This is a genomic window from Sorangium sp. So ce426 (genome assembly GCF_051475585.1).
Taxonomy (GTDB): domain Bacteria; phylum Myxococcota_A; class Polyangia; order Polyangiales; family Polyangiaceae; genus Sorangium; species Sorangium cellulosum_B.
Genome location: NZ_CP150341.1, coordinates 3856338 through 3873425 on the forward strand (window position 1 = coordinate 3856338; position 17088 = coordinate 3873425).

A 17088-nucleotide genomic window follows, 5' to 3' on the forward strand; every position below is an offset into this window, starting at 1 on the left:
CGCGCCGCGCGTCGCGTGACACCCCCATCGCGCGACGCGCGGCGCGGCGGCGCCGCCCTTGACCGGCTCCTCGCCGGTTCCGTAGCATCCTGCCGCGCATGAGCGCCGCTCGATCCCAGACAGCGTCGACGCTCCTCCTCGACGAGCGCTTCGAGGCCGGCGACGACCGGTTCGTGGACGAGGTGCTCGCCTCGGAGGCGGGCCGGAAGCTGAAGGCGCTCGCCCCGCGCTGGTACGAGGACCGGCGCCCGTTCGCGCGGCGCGCGCTGCTCCGCTACATCGACGACGGCTGCGACCGGCCGCACCACCGCGGCCTCGTCAAGGTCCTTTACAAGCTCGCCGAGCAGGCGGGAGACGACGAGATCGTCGGCCGCTTCATGGTCGCCTTCGATCGCCTCGTCCGCCGCAAGCTCGTCAAGGTGACCCGCTACGACTGGGTGACCAGGACCTCCAGCGACGAGCCCTGCCTCGTCAGCGACACCGGCGTGCCGGCCAGCCTCCCGCAGGGCGACGTCGCGTCGCCGCGCTTCTCGATGCGGACGCGCCACTACCTGCGGCGCCGCGCGTTCCGCTACTTCCGGCGGCTCGGCCGGCGCGACGCCGCCCGCTACGGCCGCGCGATCCGCGCCGCGCTCGCGCTCTACCGCGACGAGCACCTCGACAGGCCCGAGCGCCTGCTCGACGCCTGGGGGCTGCTCCACGCGCTCTACTGGGGCTCGCCCGCCCTCGAGCGCCTCCCGCGCGGCGTCCGCCTCGCGGAGGGCGCCGCCCTCGCCGAGCTCGAGCCAGCGCCGATCTACCCCGAGGCGTGGCAGGGCGCCTTCGACGACGTGCTCGGCCTGGTCACGGCCGCGAGGAGCCGCACCGTCCGGGCGTTCGCCGTCGGGCTGCTCGAGCGCGGCTACGCCGCCGAGCTCCGCGGCCTGCCGCTCGCCCGCGTGCGCGCGCTCCTCGAGAGCCCGCACGACGAGGTGCAGACCCTCGCCGCCGGCCTGCTCCGGCAGATCCCGGGCCTCGGGAGCCTGCCGATCGCGGACTGGCTCTCGCTGCTCCAGACCGAGAACGCCGCGGCGCTCGCCTTCGTCTGCGAGGCGGTGGTCGAGCACGTCTCGCCTTCGCGGCTCTCGCTCGCCGAGTGCGTGGCCCTCGCCTGCGCGCGCGCCGCGCCTGTCGCGGAGCTCGGCCTCCGCTGGGCGAGGACGAAGCCCGTCGAGACCGCCGCCGATCTCGACATGATCGCGCGCCTCGCGACAGCGGTCGCGCCGCGCGTGCGGGAGGAGGCGGTCGCGTGGCTCGTCGAGGTGCTCGGGCGCTCGCCCCACGGCCGGGCCGAGCACGTGCGCGATCTCCTGGACTCCCGCCACGAGGACGTCCGCGCCCGCGCGCTCGAGCTCTTCGAGGCCGACGCCCGCTTCCGCGACGACACAGGCCTGTGGGCCGCGCTGGCCGAGACGCCCCACGAAGGCGCCCGCGCGTTCCTGATCCGGCACCTCGCCGCGCGCAAGGCGGCCTTCTCGCCCGAGGCGCTGCGGCACGTCTGGGCGGCGGCGCTGCTCGCCGTCCACGGCGGCGCGCGCGACAAGCGCGCTGTCGTCCGGCAGATCGCGGACCGCGTTGTCGCCCGGCCCGGCGAGGCCGACGCGCTCCTGCCGCTGCTCGGCGTCGCGCTCCGCAGCGTGCGCGCGCCCGAGCGGCGCGCCGCCCTCGGCGCGCTCGCCCGTGCCGCGTTCCGCGCCCCTGCGCTGCGCGACGCCATCGCGCGCAGGCTCCCCGAGCTCCGGCTGTTCGAGGGGGAGGACGCGGCGTGAGCTTCGATCTCCGCTACCTCGGCACGAGCGGCGTCAAGGACCTCGGCGGCGGCGCCGCCCTCAGCTTCGCGCCCAACCTCGCGCGCCCCCGGGTCTTCTTCGACGGCGAGCTCGCGCGGCCGGTGCGCTTCCGCGAGGCGATCAGCGCGCTCCACGACGTCGTCGTGGGGGACCTGCGGCGCCTGCCGAAGGATCGCTCCGCCCACGAGGCGTGGAAGCAGCAGGAGGCCGAGCGCGAGGCCCGGCTCCGCCGGGAGCTCCACGGCGAGGCCATGAAGGCCGAGCTCGCGCGCCTCGGGAGCGCGCCGCGGCCGCCGAACCTCGAGGCCGACTTCCGGAAGATGCACAAGCTCTACTGGGGGGCGCGCGTCCGCTGGGCGAGCGAGCTCGCGCGGAGCGACCCGCAGCTCTTCCGCCACCTCGTCCCCTGTGATCCGGTCGTGACCGTCGCGCCCGATGTCGTCTTCTTCGAGTGTTTCTCCAAGGACGAGTCGAGCTACGGTTGCCTCTCGGTCGATCGCGACGCCTTCCGGGGCGCGCAGGACGCCGGCCTCGGCACGACGAACGTCGACTACTCGCTCGCGCTCCACGAGCACTTCCAGACGCTCCGCAGCTACCGGCCGACGCGGCTCCTCGTCGATCCGACCGGCTTCGAGGTCGCGGTGGAGGGCCGCGGCGACTACCGCGAGGAGAAGATCGATCTCCCGCCCTCGTGGCTGCGCGGCTTCGGCCAGCTCCAGGCGGCGATGTGCCTGCCGTCCCGGAGGGTCGACGTCCCCGTGGAGGCGCTCTACTCGCTGCTCGCGCACCTCGATCGGCACCGCGAGCGCGCGGGCCCGCGCAGCCTGCGCTTCCAGCTCACGCCGGGCAAGGCGCCGATCCTGGTGCTCGACCCCTGGGGCGTCTCCATCCCGTGCCGCGGCGTCACCTGCGACGACATCCCCGTGGCCGTGGGGCCCGCGGCGGGCGCGGGCGGGCTCGGCCCGTACCGCTCCGGGGCGCCGAGGGGCGCGCCGGCGGCGGAGGCGACCGAGGAGATCAAGGTGTGGGGGAGGCGCCGCCTCTCGGTGCTCGCGCGGCTCTTGCCGCTCGCCGATCGCATCGAGGTGCGGCTGCTCGGCTCCGGGCTGCCGAGCCTGTGGATCGTCTTCATGGGCGAGATGCGCTTCACCCTCGCGCTCTCGGGCTGGACGGCGAACGACTGGACCTCGGGCTCCCACCTCGACGTCATGGCGGACGCCTTCACCCCGGACGCGCAGCTGGCGGACCGCGTCGCGCGCCACCTCGAGATGGTCCGGCGCGCGTCCTACGGCGAGCTCGCCGTGTCGATGGGGGCGCCGGACGGCGCGCTCCGCAGCGCGCTGCACCTCGCCGCGAAGCAGGGGCAGGTGGTTTACGACCACGCCGCGGAGTGTTATCGCTGCCGCCCGGTGATGCCGGTCGCCCTCTCCGACGCGCTGCTCGGCCCCGAGCCCCCGGAGCTCGCGGAGGGCCGGCGCATCGCCCAGGGCGGGGTGGAGATCGCGCGGGAAGAGAGCCTTTCTGGCGGCCGCCGCGTCGTCATGGCCAGGGCCAAGGCGACGAGCTGCGAGCTGCTCCTCGACACCGACGGCGCGATCAAGAAGGCGAAGTGCAGCTGCTCGTACTTCTACAAGAACCGGCTGCGCGCGGGCCCGTGCCGGCACCTGCTCGCGGTCAAGCTCCACCTGTCCGGCCGCGGTGACGCGGCGCCGTCGCTGCAGCCGCCGGAGCAGGCGGAGGCCGGCTCGCGCGCAGCGACGGCCGCCCCGCGAGGCGAGGCCGTGCCGTTCCCCGCGGAGCTCCTCGTCGAGATCGAGCGCGCCGCGGCCGCCCAGCGGGCGGGGCTCGCGGAGGTCGTCGAGGCGTCGTGGGATCTCGCGTTCGAGCGCATCCAGGGCTGCCGCTCCTGGGTCGAGGCCCTCGCGCTCGGCGGTCCGGAGGCGGAGCGGGCGCTCGGCGCGCGCGAGCTCCGCGCGCCGGTCGTCAGGACGCTCCCGGTCCACGCGGACGTGCTGGTCGAGATCCGGCGCGTCGCTGACCAGTTCAAGGCGAGCCCCGCCGCGGTGGTGGGCCTCGCGTGGCTCGTCGCCAGGCGATCGACGAAGTGAGGTTCACCAGAGACCTGAGAGTCCAGCCCTGCAAGGAGATCCGTCCGCTCGAGCCCAACACGCTGCGGCGCTCCGCCGTGGTGGAGGTTGTTCTTCCATGCATCCCCACCCCCGATGTTCTTTGGGCGCCTTTAGCAGCTGTGCGGGTCCACTCAGAGGGACCTGACGGTCCTGGACCCGCACAGCTGCCCGGCGCCTGGGTGATCGGGCGTGGTCACGAGCAAGTAGTCGGGCGGGCGGGCCTCCTTGGAGGGCTGGACCGGGTGATGGGGTACTTTGGCCGAAGGTGGGGTCTTTTGAACCGTCAGGACGCCAAAAGACGCCATGAGGCGCCAAAAGACGCCAAGAAAAACACAAAAATTTTGGCGTCTTTTGGCGTCTCATGGCGTCCTGGCAATTCCATCATTCGGGCAGGGTGGGCTAAGCACCCCACCACCCTGGACCGGGTGCTGCCCAGAGGAACGGTCGAATGGGCTTCTGGGACAAGCTGAAGTCGATGCTCGGCCTGGGCGGGGCCGAGCTGGGCGAGCGAGCGCCGGGCGGGGCCGAGGCCGAGCAGGCCCAGGGGGCGCAGGCCCGGTCGGCGCAGACCGGGCCCGCGGCCGCCGCGCAGCCGGCCGCCCGAGCGGGGCAGCCCCGCGCCGCGGCGGCGGGCGCGAAGCCGCGCCCCGCGGACCCCTACGACGCCGGCGGGATCCTCGGCCTCTCCGCAGACGAGCTGCGCAGGCGCGCGCTCAAGATCAACCCGTACCAGACGGCCTGGATCGGCCGCGTGGACACGATCCCGCCGCAGAGCGACGAGCGCACCGCCCTCATCGATCGGGGCCTCGTCCTGCGCGGCCTGCTCACCGAGGCGCAGCTCGCCGAGATCCACCGCGTCGGTGATCTCTGGCTCAGGCACAAGGACGCCGCGTCGCTCGCCGGCACCGTCGCGGCGCGCTCGGCCGACGAGGCGATCGAGCGGCTCAAGCGCGAGAAGCTCGCCCGCAAGGAGGAGAAGCGGCGCCAGAGCGCCGAGCGCAAGCGGCAGCGCGCCGAGGCGGTCGCGCGCCGCCGGGCCGAGGACATCATCTTCCTGGGCACCGACGTCTCGGCGGGCCTCGCGGACCGGCGCTCGCACGTCGAGTCGCTCGCCCAGCGCGGGCTGCCCGTGCTGTCCACCCCGGCCGACCTGGCCGCGGCCCTCGGCGTCGCCGTCCCGCGCCTGCGCTGGCTCTGCTTTCACGGCGAGGCCGTCGAGCGCCCGCACTACGTGTACTTCGACGTCCCGAAGCGCTCGGGCGGCACGAGGCAGCTCGCGGCGCCCCACGCCTCGCTGGCCGCGGCGCAGGCCTGGGTGCTGCGCGAGATCCTGGAGAAGCTGCCCGTCGAGGCGCCCGCGCACGGCTTCGTGAAGGGCCGCTCCACGGTCACCAACGCGCGCCCGCACACGCGCCGCGACGTTGTCGTGAACCTCGACCTGTCGGATTTCTTCCCGACCATCACGTTCCCGCGGGTGCGCGGCGTCTTCCATCGGCTCGGCTACTCCCCGGCGGTGGCCACGCTCCTCGCCCTGCTCTGCACCGAGCCGCCGCGGCGTCCGGTCGAGTACGACGGGCAGCGCTACTGGGTCGCTGTCGGCGATCGCGCGCTGCCGCAGGGCGCCTGCACGAGCCCGGCCATTTCGAACCAGGTCGCGCGGAAGCTCGATCGCCGCCTCGCCGGCATGTGCGCCCGCGCGGGCTTCACGTATACGCGGTACGCGGACGACCTCACCTTCTCGGCACCCCCGGGCAAGCGCGGCGACATCGCGATGCTGCTGGCCCGCGTCCGCCACATCGTCGAGGAGGAGGGCTTCGCCATCAACCCGGACAAGGGCCGTATCCAGCGCGCCGGCGGGCGGCAGGTGGTGACGGGCGTCGTGGTCAACGACAAGCCCTCTGCCCCGCGCGAGGAGGTGCGCCGCCTGCGCGCGATCCTCCACGCGGCGAAGAAGACCGGGCTCGCCGCCCAGAATCGGAGCGGCGTCTCGGACTTCGAGGCGCACCTTCGCGGCAGGATCGCCTATGTACAGATGATCGACCGCGAGAGGGCCGCGCCGCTGCTCGCGGCGCTCGACGCGCTCACGGGGTGAGGGGTCGGAAGCTGCGGCGGCGCCCGTAGCGAGGGGCTGGAGAGCAGATCCCCGCCAGCTCACGCGCGAGGTCGACGGCGACGCACGTGTGCACGTCCGTGCCAGGCGCAAGTGGGGGGAGGAAGTGCTGCGTGGCTTTCCGTCTCAGAGCGGCACGTGCGCGAGGAGGAAGTCGCTCCAGCCTTCGCTCTTCAGAGCGCCGAAGCCGGTCCGTAGCTCTTCGATGAAGTTCACCACGAACAACACGTGTCCTTTCGCGTCGAGCGTGGAGGCGGCGGGCTCGACAGTGCCGCCGAGCTCGACGAGCCGCCGCTGCGCGACGAACGCCCCGGTGTCTGGCTCGTAGGTGGCAACGTACGTTCCCCCCTCGACCACCGAGCCGCCGCCGAGATCGATGGGCAACGAGGGCGCGGCGCCGAGCCAGGAGATGAGCGCGAGCCGGCCGTCGGGCGCGAACGAGAGGCTGGTCGACCTGACCTGTACGGCCGGGAACGCCTTCGTCCACTGGAACGCGCCGTCCTCCCCGGCGAGCTTCATGAGGAACGCGCCGCGTGAGATGTCGTCGATTGGCCCCTCGCCCAGGTCGGCGCCCTGCGCGAACCGGCCGGCGAGCAGCACGTCGCCGCGCTCGTCCACGAGCAGCGCAGCCGCCGAGTCGCCGCCGCTAAAAATGGGGTCTGCCGGTTGGCCGAAGTGCCTCGACCAGAGGTGCGCGCCGTCCTCCCCCGAGTACTTCGCCACCCAGGCCTGATTGCCTTTCAGCCCGGAGGTGGCGCCGCCGCCGAGGTCGGCGTCGTCGTAGAAGTCTCCGGCGACGAGGATGTCGCCGTGGAGGTCCACGGCCACCCCCACGATCGGGTCGAAGTACGCGTTGATTCCGCGCAGGCTTCCCACGTCCTTCGCGAAGCGGGTCGTCCCATCGGCGGCGAACCTGGTGAGGGTAAGGCGGCCCGCGGACTCGGCGGCGACGATGACGTCGTTTCCGGGACCGATGGCCACGCGGCCTCCGAAGTCGACGCCGCCGCCGCCCAGGCGGTGCATCCAGCGCGGGGCGCCGTCCCGATCGAGCGCGAGGACGAAGGTGTCGGACGAGGCGACCTCCGGGTCGTCTCTTTCCGGCTCTGGCAGGACGAAATCACCGGCTTGGAGCGGACCTCTCGAGTACTCGCCGACGACGGCGATGCCGTCGTTTCCGTCGATCGCGACCCCCGTGACCGTCGCCCAGTGGCCACCGAATTGCCGGACCCAGCGTGGGGCGCCGTCGTCTGCGTACGTGGCGACGAAGATGTCCAGGGAGCCGAAGAGCGGCGAGACGATGGTGCCCGGGTCTGTCGTTCGCCCCGCGGCGCCGGCCAAGACGATGTTTGCCTCGCTATCGATCGCGACGGCGCGGGCCGAATCCATATCGGAGATCGAGATCTGCCGGTGCCAGGCTTCCGCTGGCAGCGATCCTCCGCCGCCACTCGAGTCTCCTCCCCAACCCGGCTCACCGCCGCCCCCCAAGCCGCCCGAGCCGCCCGAGCCGCCCGAGCCGCCCGAGCCGCCCGAGCCGCCCGAGCCGCCTGAGCTCCCGTTCGATGCTCCGCCTGCCACACCGTCGCCGCCGGATCCTCCGGATCCCGCGCTGCTAGCGCTGCTCGATGCGGCGGCCGGATCGGGCTCACGGTTCTCACCGCATCCGGCGAGGGGGATGACAGGGACAAGGATCAGCAGAGCAGAAGCGATGATGCGCATGGCGTGACCTCCGCCGAACAGGCTAGGTCCCCGCCGCAGGACCGCTCCTTAATCGGCTCTTAAAGCGACGCGCGTGGCTTCTTCGATATCGTCGGCTCCCCGTTCCCGGTCTCGTTCTACAGCGATCCCATCTCGGCGTTCTCCCACCTCGAGCACCCACGCCCGGAGGAGTCCGCCGAGGCCCTGCGCCTCGCGATCGTCGCCGCGAGCGGCATCTGAGGTGGGCAGCGCGTCGTCCCAGCACTTCAGCGATCTGTTCCGCCGCCGCCGCGGGGAGGCCGGAAATTCGGATCACCGACTCGCCCTCTGTCCCCTGCTGCCTGTCCGGAGACCTCGCAGGCCAGGCTCCCTAGGTGGCACCTTGAACCAGAACAGGTATCAACGGCGGATATCCACCCACGCCGTCCCGCGAGATTCGTCCAGCCGCGAAGCGGCTTCGTGTTACCATCCAGGACACATTCGTGGCGGGGGCATGCCATGCCGTGGGCTGTCGACCGGGCCTGACCGCGCCAGAGCACTCTGACGTCAAGGGGAGTGATGCTGACGATCTCGGGGTATCAAGCGACCGACACGATCTACGAGAGCGGCAGCTCGCGCGTCTACCGGGGCCAGCGCGCGGGAGACGGGCGCGCCGTGATCCTCAAGCTGCTGCGCTCGGACTATCCCAGCCAGACGGAGCTCACGCGCTACCGGCATGAGTACGCGGTGCTCCGCAACCTGGATGCGCCGGGCGTCGTCCGGGCGCTCGACCTGTGCAGGCACGAGAACGGGCTCCTCCTCGTCCTCGAGGATTTCGGCGGCCGCTCGCTGGCGCACCACCTCCACCACCTCCAGCGCCGCCCGCTCGACGCCGCGGACTTCATCCGGCTTGCGATCCAGATCACGAGCGCCCTTCGCGAAGTCCACGGAAGCGGAATTATACACAAGGATATCAATCCGTCCAACATCGTGGTCAACCGCGAGACGGGTGTTGCCAAGATCATCGACTTTGGCATCTCGACGCGGCTCTCCCGGGAAGAGCTCTCGATGAAGAGCCCCGCGGTGCTCGAGGGGACGCTCGCCTACATCTCTCCCGAGCAGACCGGCCGCATGAACCGGTCGCTCGACCATCGCACCGATTTCTACTCGCTCGGCGCCACCTTCTACGAGCTCCTCACGGGCGCGCCGCCCTTCAGCGCGACGGACGCCATGGAGCTCGTCCACTGCCACGTCGCGCGCGATCCCGCCCCGCCGCGCGCGCGCTGTCCGGGCGTGCCGGAGGTCCTGTCGGACCTCGTGATGAAGCTCATGGCGAAGGCGGCCGAGGGCCGTTACCAGAGCGCGGCGGGCCTCCTCCACGACCTGGAGGAGTGCGAGCGGCGCCTCGCGGCCACGGGCGAGATCGCCCCGTTCCCGCTGGGCCGCGCCGACGCCTCCGGCGAGCTCCGCATCCCGCAGCAGCTCTACGGGCGCGAGCGCGAGGTGCAGGCGCTGCTCGAGGCGTTCGATCGCGCGGCGCGGGGCGGCGCCGAGCTGATGCTCATCGCCGGGTACTCGGGGATCGGCAAGTCCGCGCTGGCGCACGAGCTGTACAAGCCCATCACCGAGGCGCGCGGGTACTTCGTCGCGGGCAAGTACGACCAGCTCCAGCGAAGCACCCCGTACACCGCGATCACCAGCGCGTTCCGCGACTTGGTGCGGCAGATCGTCGCCGAGCCCGAGGCGCAGTTCGCGCTCTGGCGCTCGAAGATCAAGGCCGCGCTCGGGGCGAACGGGCAGGTCCTCGTCGACGTGATCCCCGAGATCGAGCGCATCGTGGGCGACCAGCCGGCCGTCCAGGCGCTGGGGCCCGCCGAGTCCCAGAACCGCTTCGTGCGCGTCCTCCAGAACTTCGTCCGCGTGTTCTGCGACGCCGAGCGCCCGCTGGCCATCTTCCTCGACGACCTGCAGTGGGCCGACGCCGCGTCCCTCAGGGTCATCGAGCTCTTGATGACCGACGCGAAGCTGCGCGGCCTGCTCGTCATCGGCGCCTACCGCGACAACGAGGTGGGGGCCGCGCACCCGCTCTCGGCCGCGATCGCCGCGCTGCGACGGGAAGGGGCGGTCGGCCGGGTGAGCGAGATCTCCCCGGGGCCGCTCGGCGCCGAGACGGTCTGCCGGATGCTCGCCGACGCGCTGCGCGCGGACGCCGCGGCGGTCACGCCGCTGGCCGCGCTGGTCACGCGGAAGACGGGCGGCAACCCGTTCTTCGTCAACGAGTTCCTCCGCACGCTGCACCACACCGGGTGTCTGCGGTACGACGCCGGGCTCGCGGCGTGGACGTGGGACGTCGAGCACATCGAGTCCAGGAACATCACGGACAACGTCGTCGACCTGATGATCGGCAAGCTGCGGGAGCTGCCCGAGGACACGCAGCGAGCGCTCATGTCGGCGTCCTGCCTCGGCAACCGCTTCGACCTGGGCAGGCTCGCGGTCATCCGCGAGGAGACCCGCGCCGATGCCTACCGGCACCTCGCGCCCGCGCTGCAGGAGGGCCTCCTCGTCCCGCTCTCCCCGATGGAGCCCGCGGCGCCCGACGATCTCGCCGCGCCGCTCGTCTTCCCGGACTACAGGTTCCTCCACGATCGCGTCCAGCAGGCCGCGTACGCGATGATCGAGGACGGCGAGCGCAGCGGCCTCCACGCCGACATCGGCCGGCTGCTCCTGCGGAGCCTGGGCGGGCGCGCCCCCGAGGAGAAGGTCTTCGACGTCGTCTACCACCTGAACCGCGGCGCCGACCTGCTGAGCGACGCCGCGGAGCAGCGGCGCCTCGCGGAGCTGAACCTGCTCGCGGGCCGGCGCGCGCTGCTCTCCGCCGCCTTCGACGCGGCGCGCGGCTACTTCGCCCGAGGCCTCTCGCTGCTGCCCGCGAGCGCCTGGCAGAGCGATCCTGCGCTGATGAGCGCGCTCCACATCGGCGCGGCCGAGGCGGCGTGCATGAACGCCGACTGGGGCGCGATGAAGGCGCTCGTGGACGCCGCCCTGTGCGAGATCCACGACGTCATGAACAGGAGCAAGCTCTACCAGCTCCTGATCCTCTATCACCACACCCAGGCGGAGTTCCGGAGGGCCGTGGACATCGCCGTGGAGGCGCTCGCGCAGCTCGGCGAGACGTTCCCGGCGAGCCCCGGCACGCAGGATTTCCTCGACGCCTACACGAAGACGACGAAGCAGGTCGCCGAGATCGGCTTCGAGCGCCTCGGCCGGCTCGCCCCGATGACGGAGGCCCCGAAGCAAGCCGCGCTCGTGATCCTCCGGCGCGCGATCCATGCGTCGTATTTCGCCGCGCCGGAGATGCTCGGGCTCTTCATCTGCCGCGCGCTCGACCTGACGATGGATCACGGCGAGTCGCCGCTCTCGCCCTATGCGTTCGCGGCGTTCAGCGTGCTCGTCAACGCCGGCGTGGGCGACATCGCGACGGGATCCCGGTTCGGCGAGCTGGCGATCGCGGTGCACCGGCGCCGGGACGAGCCGTTCTACAAGGCGAGCACCTACAACTTCTATTACGGGCTCTCCCGGCACTTCTACCGTCCGGCCCGCGAGAGCCAGGCGCCGCTCATCGAAGGGTACCTGAGCTACGCCGAGAACGGCGACGCCGAGAGCGCCGCGTACTGCCTGATCAACGCCTTCGTCTGCGGCGCCATCTCCGGGCAGAACCTCCTCGACCTCGAGGCGATGTTCGACAGGCACATCGAGGAGGTGTTCAGGTTCAAGCAGGAGCAGGTCATCAACCAGCTCCGCGTGTGGCGGCAGGTCATCCGGAACCTCACCGGCAGGTCCGAGCACGCGGCGAAGATCAAGGGAGAGTTCTTCGACGCCGAGCAGGCGCTCCCCGGCCTCTACGCGACGAAGAACTTCAACACCGTCAATTATATCCATACGGCGCAGGCCATGCTCTATTTCGTCTTCGGCGAATACGAGCTCGCCTACAAACACGCCGCCGAGACGGAGCCGACCCTCGGCGCGAGCACGGGCAAGGTGTTCACGCCGCTGCACACCTTCTATTACTCCCTCGCCATGACAGCGCTCTACCCGGCGGCCTCGCCGGAGGACAGGGCGCGCTACCGCGCGAAGCTGTCGGAGAACCAGGCGAAGCTCAAGGCGCTGTCCGCGACGTGCGCCAGCAACTTCCTGCACAGGTACCTGCTCGTGGAGGCCGAGCTCGCGCGGATCGACGGCCGCGCGGCCGAGGCGCTGGACCTGTACGACCGCGCCATCGCGTCCGCCTCGGAGCACGACTACGTGAACGAGGCCGCGGTGGCCTGCGAGCTGGCGGGGCGGTTCTGGCTCGCGCAGGGGAGAGAGAAGCTCGCGCGCGTCTACCTCGCGGACGCGAGGTACCACTACGAGCTCTGGGGCGCCGCCCGCAAGGCGCAGGACCTGGAGGAGCGGTATCCGCAGCTCGCCGTGCGCGAGGCGCCCCCTCCGCAATCCTCGGAGATCGCGCCCTCACGGAGGTTCGTCACGACGACCTCGCTCGGCGCATCTCGCCTCGATCTCAGGACGGTCCTGAAGGCGGCGCAGGCGATCTCCGGGGAGATCGTGCTCGACAGGCTCCTCGCCAAGCTCATGTCGGTCGCCATGGAGAACGCCGGCGCCCAGCGCGGCTGCCTCGTCCTCCGGGACAGCGACGGCCTGCGGATCGAGGCCGAGGTCGACTGGACCGACGGCCGCGACGAACCGCGCTTCCCGGGGCTGCCCCTCGACGAGGCCGCGGCGCACGAGCGCCCGCTCCTCTGGGCCGCGATCGTGCAGTACGTCGCGCGGACGGGCCAGTGCGTCGTCCTCTCCGACGCCTCGACGGACAGGCAGTTCCAGCGCGACGACTACGTCGCGCAGCGCTGTCCGAGGTCCGTCCTGTGCACGCCCATCACCCACCATAACGGCCTTTACGGGGCCATCTACCTCGAGAACAACACGGCGACCGGGACGTTCACCCAGGATCGGCTGGAGCTGCTCTCGATGCTGTCCTCGCAGATGGCGATCTCCATCGAGAACGCGAAGCTCTACACGGGCGTGGAGCAGAAGGTCCGCGAGCGCACGGCGGAGCTCGAGCAGGCCCACGCGACGATCGTCCGCCTGGAGCGGGAGGCGGTCGAGAACCAGATGGCGGGCGGCTTCGCGCACGAGATGCGCAACGCCCTCTCGGGGGCCGCCATGGTGCTCGAGTCCGTGACCCAGGGCGGCGAGACGCTGTGCGTGAAGAACGCGGCCCGGCTCGGCGAGCTCTTCGACTTGCTCAAGGGTGATATCCCGGAGGGCAAGATCAAGGCGGTTATCGCCCGTCTGGGCGACATCGAGGAGGCGGAGGAGACGCTCGACAGCGTGCTCCGGATGGTGGGCGACTGCACGTCGCGCGCGCTGAGCGTCACGAACAGGATCCTGGAGTACTCGAAGCTCGGCGTCGCGCTCGCCGGCAACGAGGTCGTGAGCCTCCGCCGCGTCATCGAGTCCGTCGCGGCGCGGCACCGCGACGAGTTCGCGCGCCAGGGCGTGTCGGTCGAGCTCGATCTCCAGGGCGGCTCGGCGGTCATCGGGTACGAGTCGCACTTCGACTCCATCGTGAGCAACATCGTCCTGAACGCGCGCGACGCGCTGCTCCAGGTCGGCGACGGCCGCGGCCGGCGGATGCGGGTCGAGACGGTCGACGAGGGGGAGCTCCAGGTCGTCACCATCAGCGATAACGCCGACGGGATCGCGTCTGACGACCTCTCGAAGATCTTCCAGCCGTTCTTCTCGACGAAGCCGACGACGGGCGTGGGCCTGGGGCTCAGCTTCGTCTCCCGCCTCGTCGCGATGTACCACGGGACGATCGACGTCGAGAGCGCCGCGGATCGCGGAACGACGTTCGTCGTCCGGCTCCCGCGCGCGGCGCTTCATGAGCAGCCGCAGCCGCCGCAACGGCTGCAGCCGGCCGGCGCGCCCGTCGGCCGGAACGATCTCAACCTCTCCGGGAATTGAAAGGAGGCGCCAAGATGACATCGGCGAAATTCACCAGGCGCTTCCGCGAAGCTTCGGGCGAGGCGCCGGAGGAGCCCGACAAGGAGCGGGCGATCGTTGTCGTGATCGACGACGACCCGCGGATGCGGTCTGCGCTCGAGTTCACGCTGCGGCGTGATTACGACGTGCGCCTGTACGCGAGCGCGCAGGAGGGTATCGCCGCCATGACGGCGATGGTCAGCCTGGTCATCCTGGATATCCGCATGCCGGGCATCGACGGCCTCACTGCGTACCTGAGGATCAAGGCGCTGTTCCCGAAGGTGCCGATCATCTTCTACACCGCGTTCCAGGACATCCTGGAGAAGCAAGACCTGCTCTCGACCCACAAGGCGTTCGGCTATTTCGACAAGAATGGCGACGTGTCGGGGCTCATCGCGGCCGTCGAGAAGGCCGTCCAGCATCACAGCCTGGTCTCCAGCATGGCGAGCGCGCAGAAGCTCCTGCGCGGGATCATGCCCCCGGACGCGAGCTGATCAGGTGCTCGCGTGCCGCCGCGCGACCGGGCACGCCGCGCGCCGGAGCAGCGCCGCGCGTTCATGCAGGAGGTCCCGGAGGAGCGCGCTGAGGTCGACCTCCTCTGGCGCCACCGTCATCGGCACCGCCGTGCTGTCGGACGCCCCCGACCGCACGACGCGCTCGACGCAGGAGCGGGCCGCCTCTCGCGTCTCCGGGGCGATGTGCTCGTAGATGCTCGTCCGCAGCAGGCTCGTCGAGCTCGCCCTCGGCAGCGCGCGGCCGGAGAGCAGGACCGTGCCGTCCGGGGAGATCACCAGGATGCACTCGGACGCGCTGTCCAGGATCGCCTGCAGCAACGCCTCGGCGCCGCCGAGCTCGGCCAGCTGTCGCTTGAGCGCGCCGGCGGCGCCTTCTTCCGCGGATTTCCCCAGCGCGGCCACGCTCTATGCATTGTTGCCAGAGGCCGCGGCCGCAACCGCGCAGGCGAGCTCGCGCCGGCGGACGGGGCCCGCGCGGGGGACCACGTCGCCGAGCCGGCGGACGGGGCCCGCGCGGGGGATCGCGTCGCCGAGGTCTCCAGCATCGTTTCTCGGCGCGGCGAGTGGCCAAACGCCGAGCGCGCCACTACGCAGACCTCCGGGCGAGGACGATGCGGAGCACACGGGTGGACGGGGCTGGCCGCCAGCGCGCCGAGGGCGCCACCGAGGCCGGGCAGGCCGAGGTGGCGCCGCGGGAGAGCGAGGCCCGCGAACGCGCGGCCAGCGCAGAAGCCGCCCGGCTGGAGGCCGAGGCGGCCGTCCGGCGGAGCGAGGAGCAGTATCGCCTCGTCAACCGCGCCACGAACGACGTGATCTGGGACTGGGATCTGGAGACGAACCGGGTCTTCTGGAACGGAGCGGTCGTCCAGCACTTCGGCTGCACGCCGGAGGAGCTCGGCGACGGCCCCGAGGGCTGGTACGAGCGCATCCACCCGGAGGACAGGGCGCGGGTGTCGGAGGGGATCCGCGCGGCGATCGACGGCAACGGGGAGAGCTGGACCGACGAGTACCGCTTTCGCAAGGGCGACGGCTCGTACGCGCCCTTCCTCGACCGCGGCTACATCGGCCGGAGCGCGAGCGGCGCGCCCACCCGCATGATCGGCTCGATGCTGGATCTGACCGAGCGCCACCGGGCCGAGGCCGCCCTGCGCGAGAGCGAGCTCTTTCACCGTCAGACCCTCGAGTCGATCCCGGGCATGGTGTGGGCGACCCGGCCCGACGGCTACTGCGAGTTCTTCAGCGAGCAATGGATCGAGTTCACCGGCGTGCCCGCCGAGCGGCAGTTCGGCGACCGGTGGCTCGAGGTCCTGCACCCGGACGATCGGGAGCGGGTCTTCGCCTCCTGGCGCGCGGCGGTCGGGGGGCTCGCCCCGTATGACCTGGAGTACCGCGTCCGGTGGCGCGACGGCGGATACCAGTGGTTCAAGGTGCGCGGGCGGCCCATCCGCGACGCCTCGGGCCGGATCGTCCGCTGGTTCGGGATCGCGATCAACATCCATGATCTCAAGCTGGCAGAGCAGGCGCTGCGGGACGCGGACCGGCGGAAGGACGAGTTCCTGGCCATGCTCGCCCACGAGCTGCGCAACCCCCTCGCGCCCGTCCGCACGGCCGTCGCGATGCTCCGGAGGGTCGGAGCGGCGGATCCCGTGCAGCGGCGAGCCCGGGACGTGATCGACCGCCAGGTCACGCACATGGTCCGGCTGATCGACGACCTGCTCGACATCTCTCGCATCGCCCGCGGCCGGATCCAGCTCCGCAAGGCGCGCTGCGATATCGCCGGCATCGTCCGCCAGACCGCCGAGGATTACCGGGCGAACCTCGAGGCCGACGGCGTGGCGCTCCGCGTGAGCGTGCCGGACGAGCCGCTCTGGGTCGAGGGCGACGACACCCGGCTGGCGCAGATGCTGGGCAATCTGCTGCAGAACGCCGGCAAGTTCACCGACGCGGGCGCGAGCGGGGGAGGGCGCGTGGGCGTGCGCGTCGAGGCGGGCCCTCGTCCTCGGGCGTCCGGGCGCGAAGGGGGCATGTCTGGACAGGCCGTCATCACGGTCGAGGACAACGGCGTCGGGATGGATCCGGGGCTGCTATCGCGCATCTTCGATCCGTTCAGCCAGGCGGATCAGGGGCTGGCCCGGAGCAAGGGGGGGCTCGGGCTCGGCCTTGCGCTGGTGAAGGGGCTCGTCGAGCTCCACGGCGGGACGGTGGCGGCCCACAGCGAGGGGCCCGGCCGCGGCTCGGTCTTCACGCTGCGGCTGCCGCTCGCGGCGCCGGTCGCCCGGGACCTGTCGTCCGCCTCCGACGGGGAGGAGGCCAGTCGCCAGGGGGTTCGCGTCCTCGTGATCGAGGACAACCACGACGCGGCCGAGAGCCTGGAGATGCTCTTGACCCTGAGCGGCTACGACGTGGAGACGGCGTTCGACGGCCCGACCGGCCTGACGGCGGCCCGGACGCGCCCTCCGGATGTGGTCCTGTGCGACCTCGGGTTGCCGGGCGGAATGGACGGCTACGACGTGGCCCGCGCCATCCGCGCCGAGCCGTCGCTCGCGTCGACGCGCCTCGTCGCCCTGAGCGGCTACGGTCAGGACGAGGACCGGAGGAGATCGCGAGAGGCGGGCTTCGACAGGCACCTCGTCAAGCCAGCCGAGGACACCGCGCTGATGGAGGCCCTGTCGGCGGGGCGCCGCGAGCTGCGCAGCACGGCGAGCCCGCTCTCGCGCTGACCTGCGGCCGCGCGCTCGCGCCCCCGGTTGCGAGGGCGCCTGGGCTTGGCGTCGACCGCGTGAAGGTGGCAT

8 protein-coding genes are annotated in these 17088 nt (G+C 71.8%); 6 read left to right on the forward strand and 2 right to left on the reverse strand.

Going from position 1 to position 17088, the window contains the following annotated elements:
• Positions 1 to 98 precede the first annotated feature (98 nt).
• From WMF44_RS14525 to WMF44_RS14535, 3 genes are all read left to right on the forward strand, one after another.
• Positions 99 to 1808 (forward strand): hypothetical protein, encoded by a 1710-nt coding sequence (locus WMF44_RS14525; RefSeq protein WP_437299708.1) that lies wholly within the window; start codon positions 99 to 101, stop codon positions 1806 to 1808.
• A complete protein-coding gene (locus tag WMF44_RS14530) occupies positions 1805 to 3937 on the forward strand; it encodes an SWIM zinc finger family protein (RefSeq protein ID WP_437299709.1) in 2133 nt (710 codons plus the stop codon). The genes WMF44_RS14525 and WMF44_RS14530 overlap by 4 nt, the downstream gene beginning before the upstream one ends.
• A 469-nt stretch (positions 3938 to 4406) precedes the next feature.
• Positions 4407 to 6050, forward strand: coding sequence for a reverse transcriptase family protein (locus WMF44_RS14535; RefSeq protein WP_437299710.1), 1644 nt, complete (start codon positions 4407 to 4409; stop codon positions 6048 to 6050).
• Between the two features lie 144 nt (positions 6051 to 6194).
• On the opposite strand, the gene WMF44_RS14540 is transcribed toward WMF44_RS14535, so the two are convergent.
• Complete coding sequence (locus tag WMF44_RS14540; RefSeq protein WP_437299711.1) at positions 6195 to 7454, reverse strand: hypothetical protein; 1260 nt, start codon at positions 7452 to 7454, stop codon at positions 6195 to 6197.
• Positions 7455 to 8321: 867 nt separating this feature from the next.
• On the opposite strand from WMF44_RS14540, the gene WMF44_RS14545 reads away from it, so the two are divergent.
• The gene (locus WMF44_RS14545; RefSeq protein WP_437299712.1) at positions 8322 to 13763 is read left to right on the forward strand and encodes a trifunctional serine/threonine-protein kinase/ATP-binding protein/sensor histidine kinase; all 5442 of its coding nucleotides are present in this window, start codon (positions 8322 to 8324) and stop codon (positions 13761 to 13763) included.
• A gap of 14 nt (positions 13764 to 13777) precedes the next feature.
• Entirely contained in the window at positions 13778 to 14275 is a 498-nt protein-coding gene (locus WMF44_RS14550; protein WP_437299713.1) for a response regulator, read from the forward strand.
• Here the strand turns inward: WMF44_RS14550 and WMF44_RS14555 are convergent, their stop codons facing one another.
• The gene (locus WMF44_RS14555; RefSeq protein ID WP_437299714.1) at positions 14276 to 14698 is read right to left on the reverse strand and encodes a hypothetical protein; all 423 of its coding nucleotides are present in this window, start codon (positions 14696 to 14698) and stop codon (positions 14276 to 14278) included.
• A 209-nt stretch (positions 14699 to 14907) separates the two neighbouring features.
• Between WMF44_RS14555 and WMF44_RS14560 the strand changes: the two genes are divergently transcribed.
• Positions 14908 to 17016 carry a hybrid sensor histidine kinase/response regulator gene (locus tag WMF44_RS14560; protein WP_437299715.1) on the forward strand — a complete coding sequence of 703 codons (2109 nt, stop codon included), beginning with the start codon at positions 14908 to 14910 and terminating at the stop codon, positions 17014 to 17016.
• Positions 17017 to 17088 lie beyond the last annotated feature (72 nt).

What these genes read in the sequence shown, in the direction of transcription:
- WMF44_RS14540 (WP_437299711.1), bottom strand. Translation starts at nt 7,454, where the DNA reads ATGGATTCGGCCCGCGCCGTCGCGATCGATAGCGAGGCAAACATCGTC.
- WMF44_RS14545 (WP_437299712.1), top strand. Translation starts at nt 8,322, where the DNA reads ATGCTGACGATCTCGGGGTATCAAGCGACCGACACGATCTACGAGAGC.
- WMF44_RS14550 (WP_437299713.1), top strand. Translation starts at nt 13,778, where the DNA reads ATGACATCGGCGAAATTCACCAGGCGCTTCCGCGAAGCTTCGGGCGAG.
- WMF44_RS14560 (WP_437299715.1), top strand. Translation starts at nt 14,908, where the DNA reads ATGCGGAGCACACGGGTGGACGGGGCTGGCCGCCAGCGCGCCGAGGGC.
- WMF44_RS14535 (WP_437299710.1), top strand. Translation starts at nt 4,407, where the DNA reads ATGGGCTTCTGGGACAAGCTGAAGTCGATGCTCGGCCTGGGCGGGGCC.
- WMF44_RS14525 (WP_437299708.1), top strand. Translation starts at nt 99, where the DNA reads ATGAGCGCCGCTCGATCCCAGACAGCGTCGACGCTCCTCCTCGACGAG.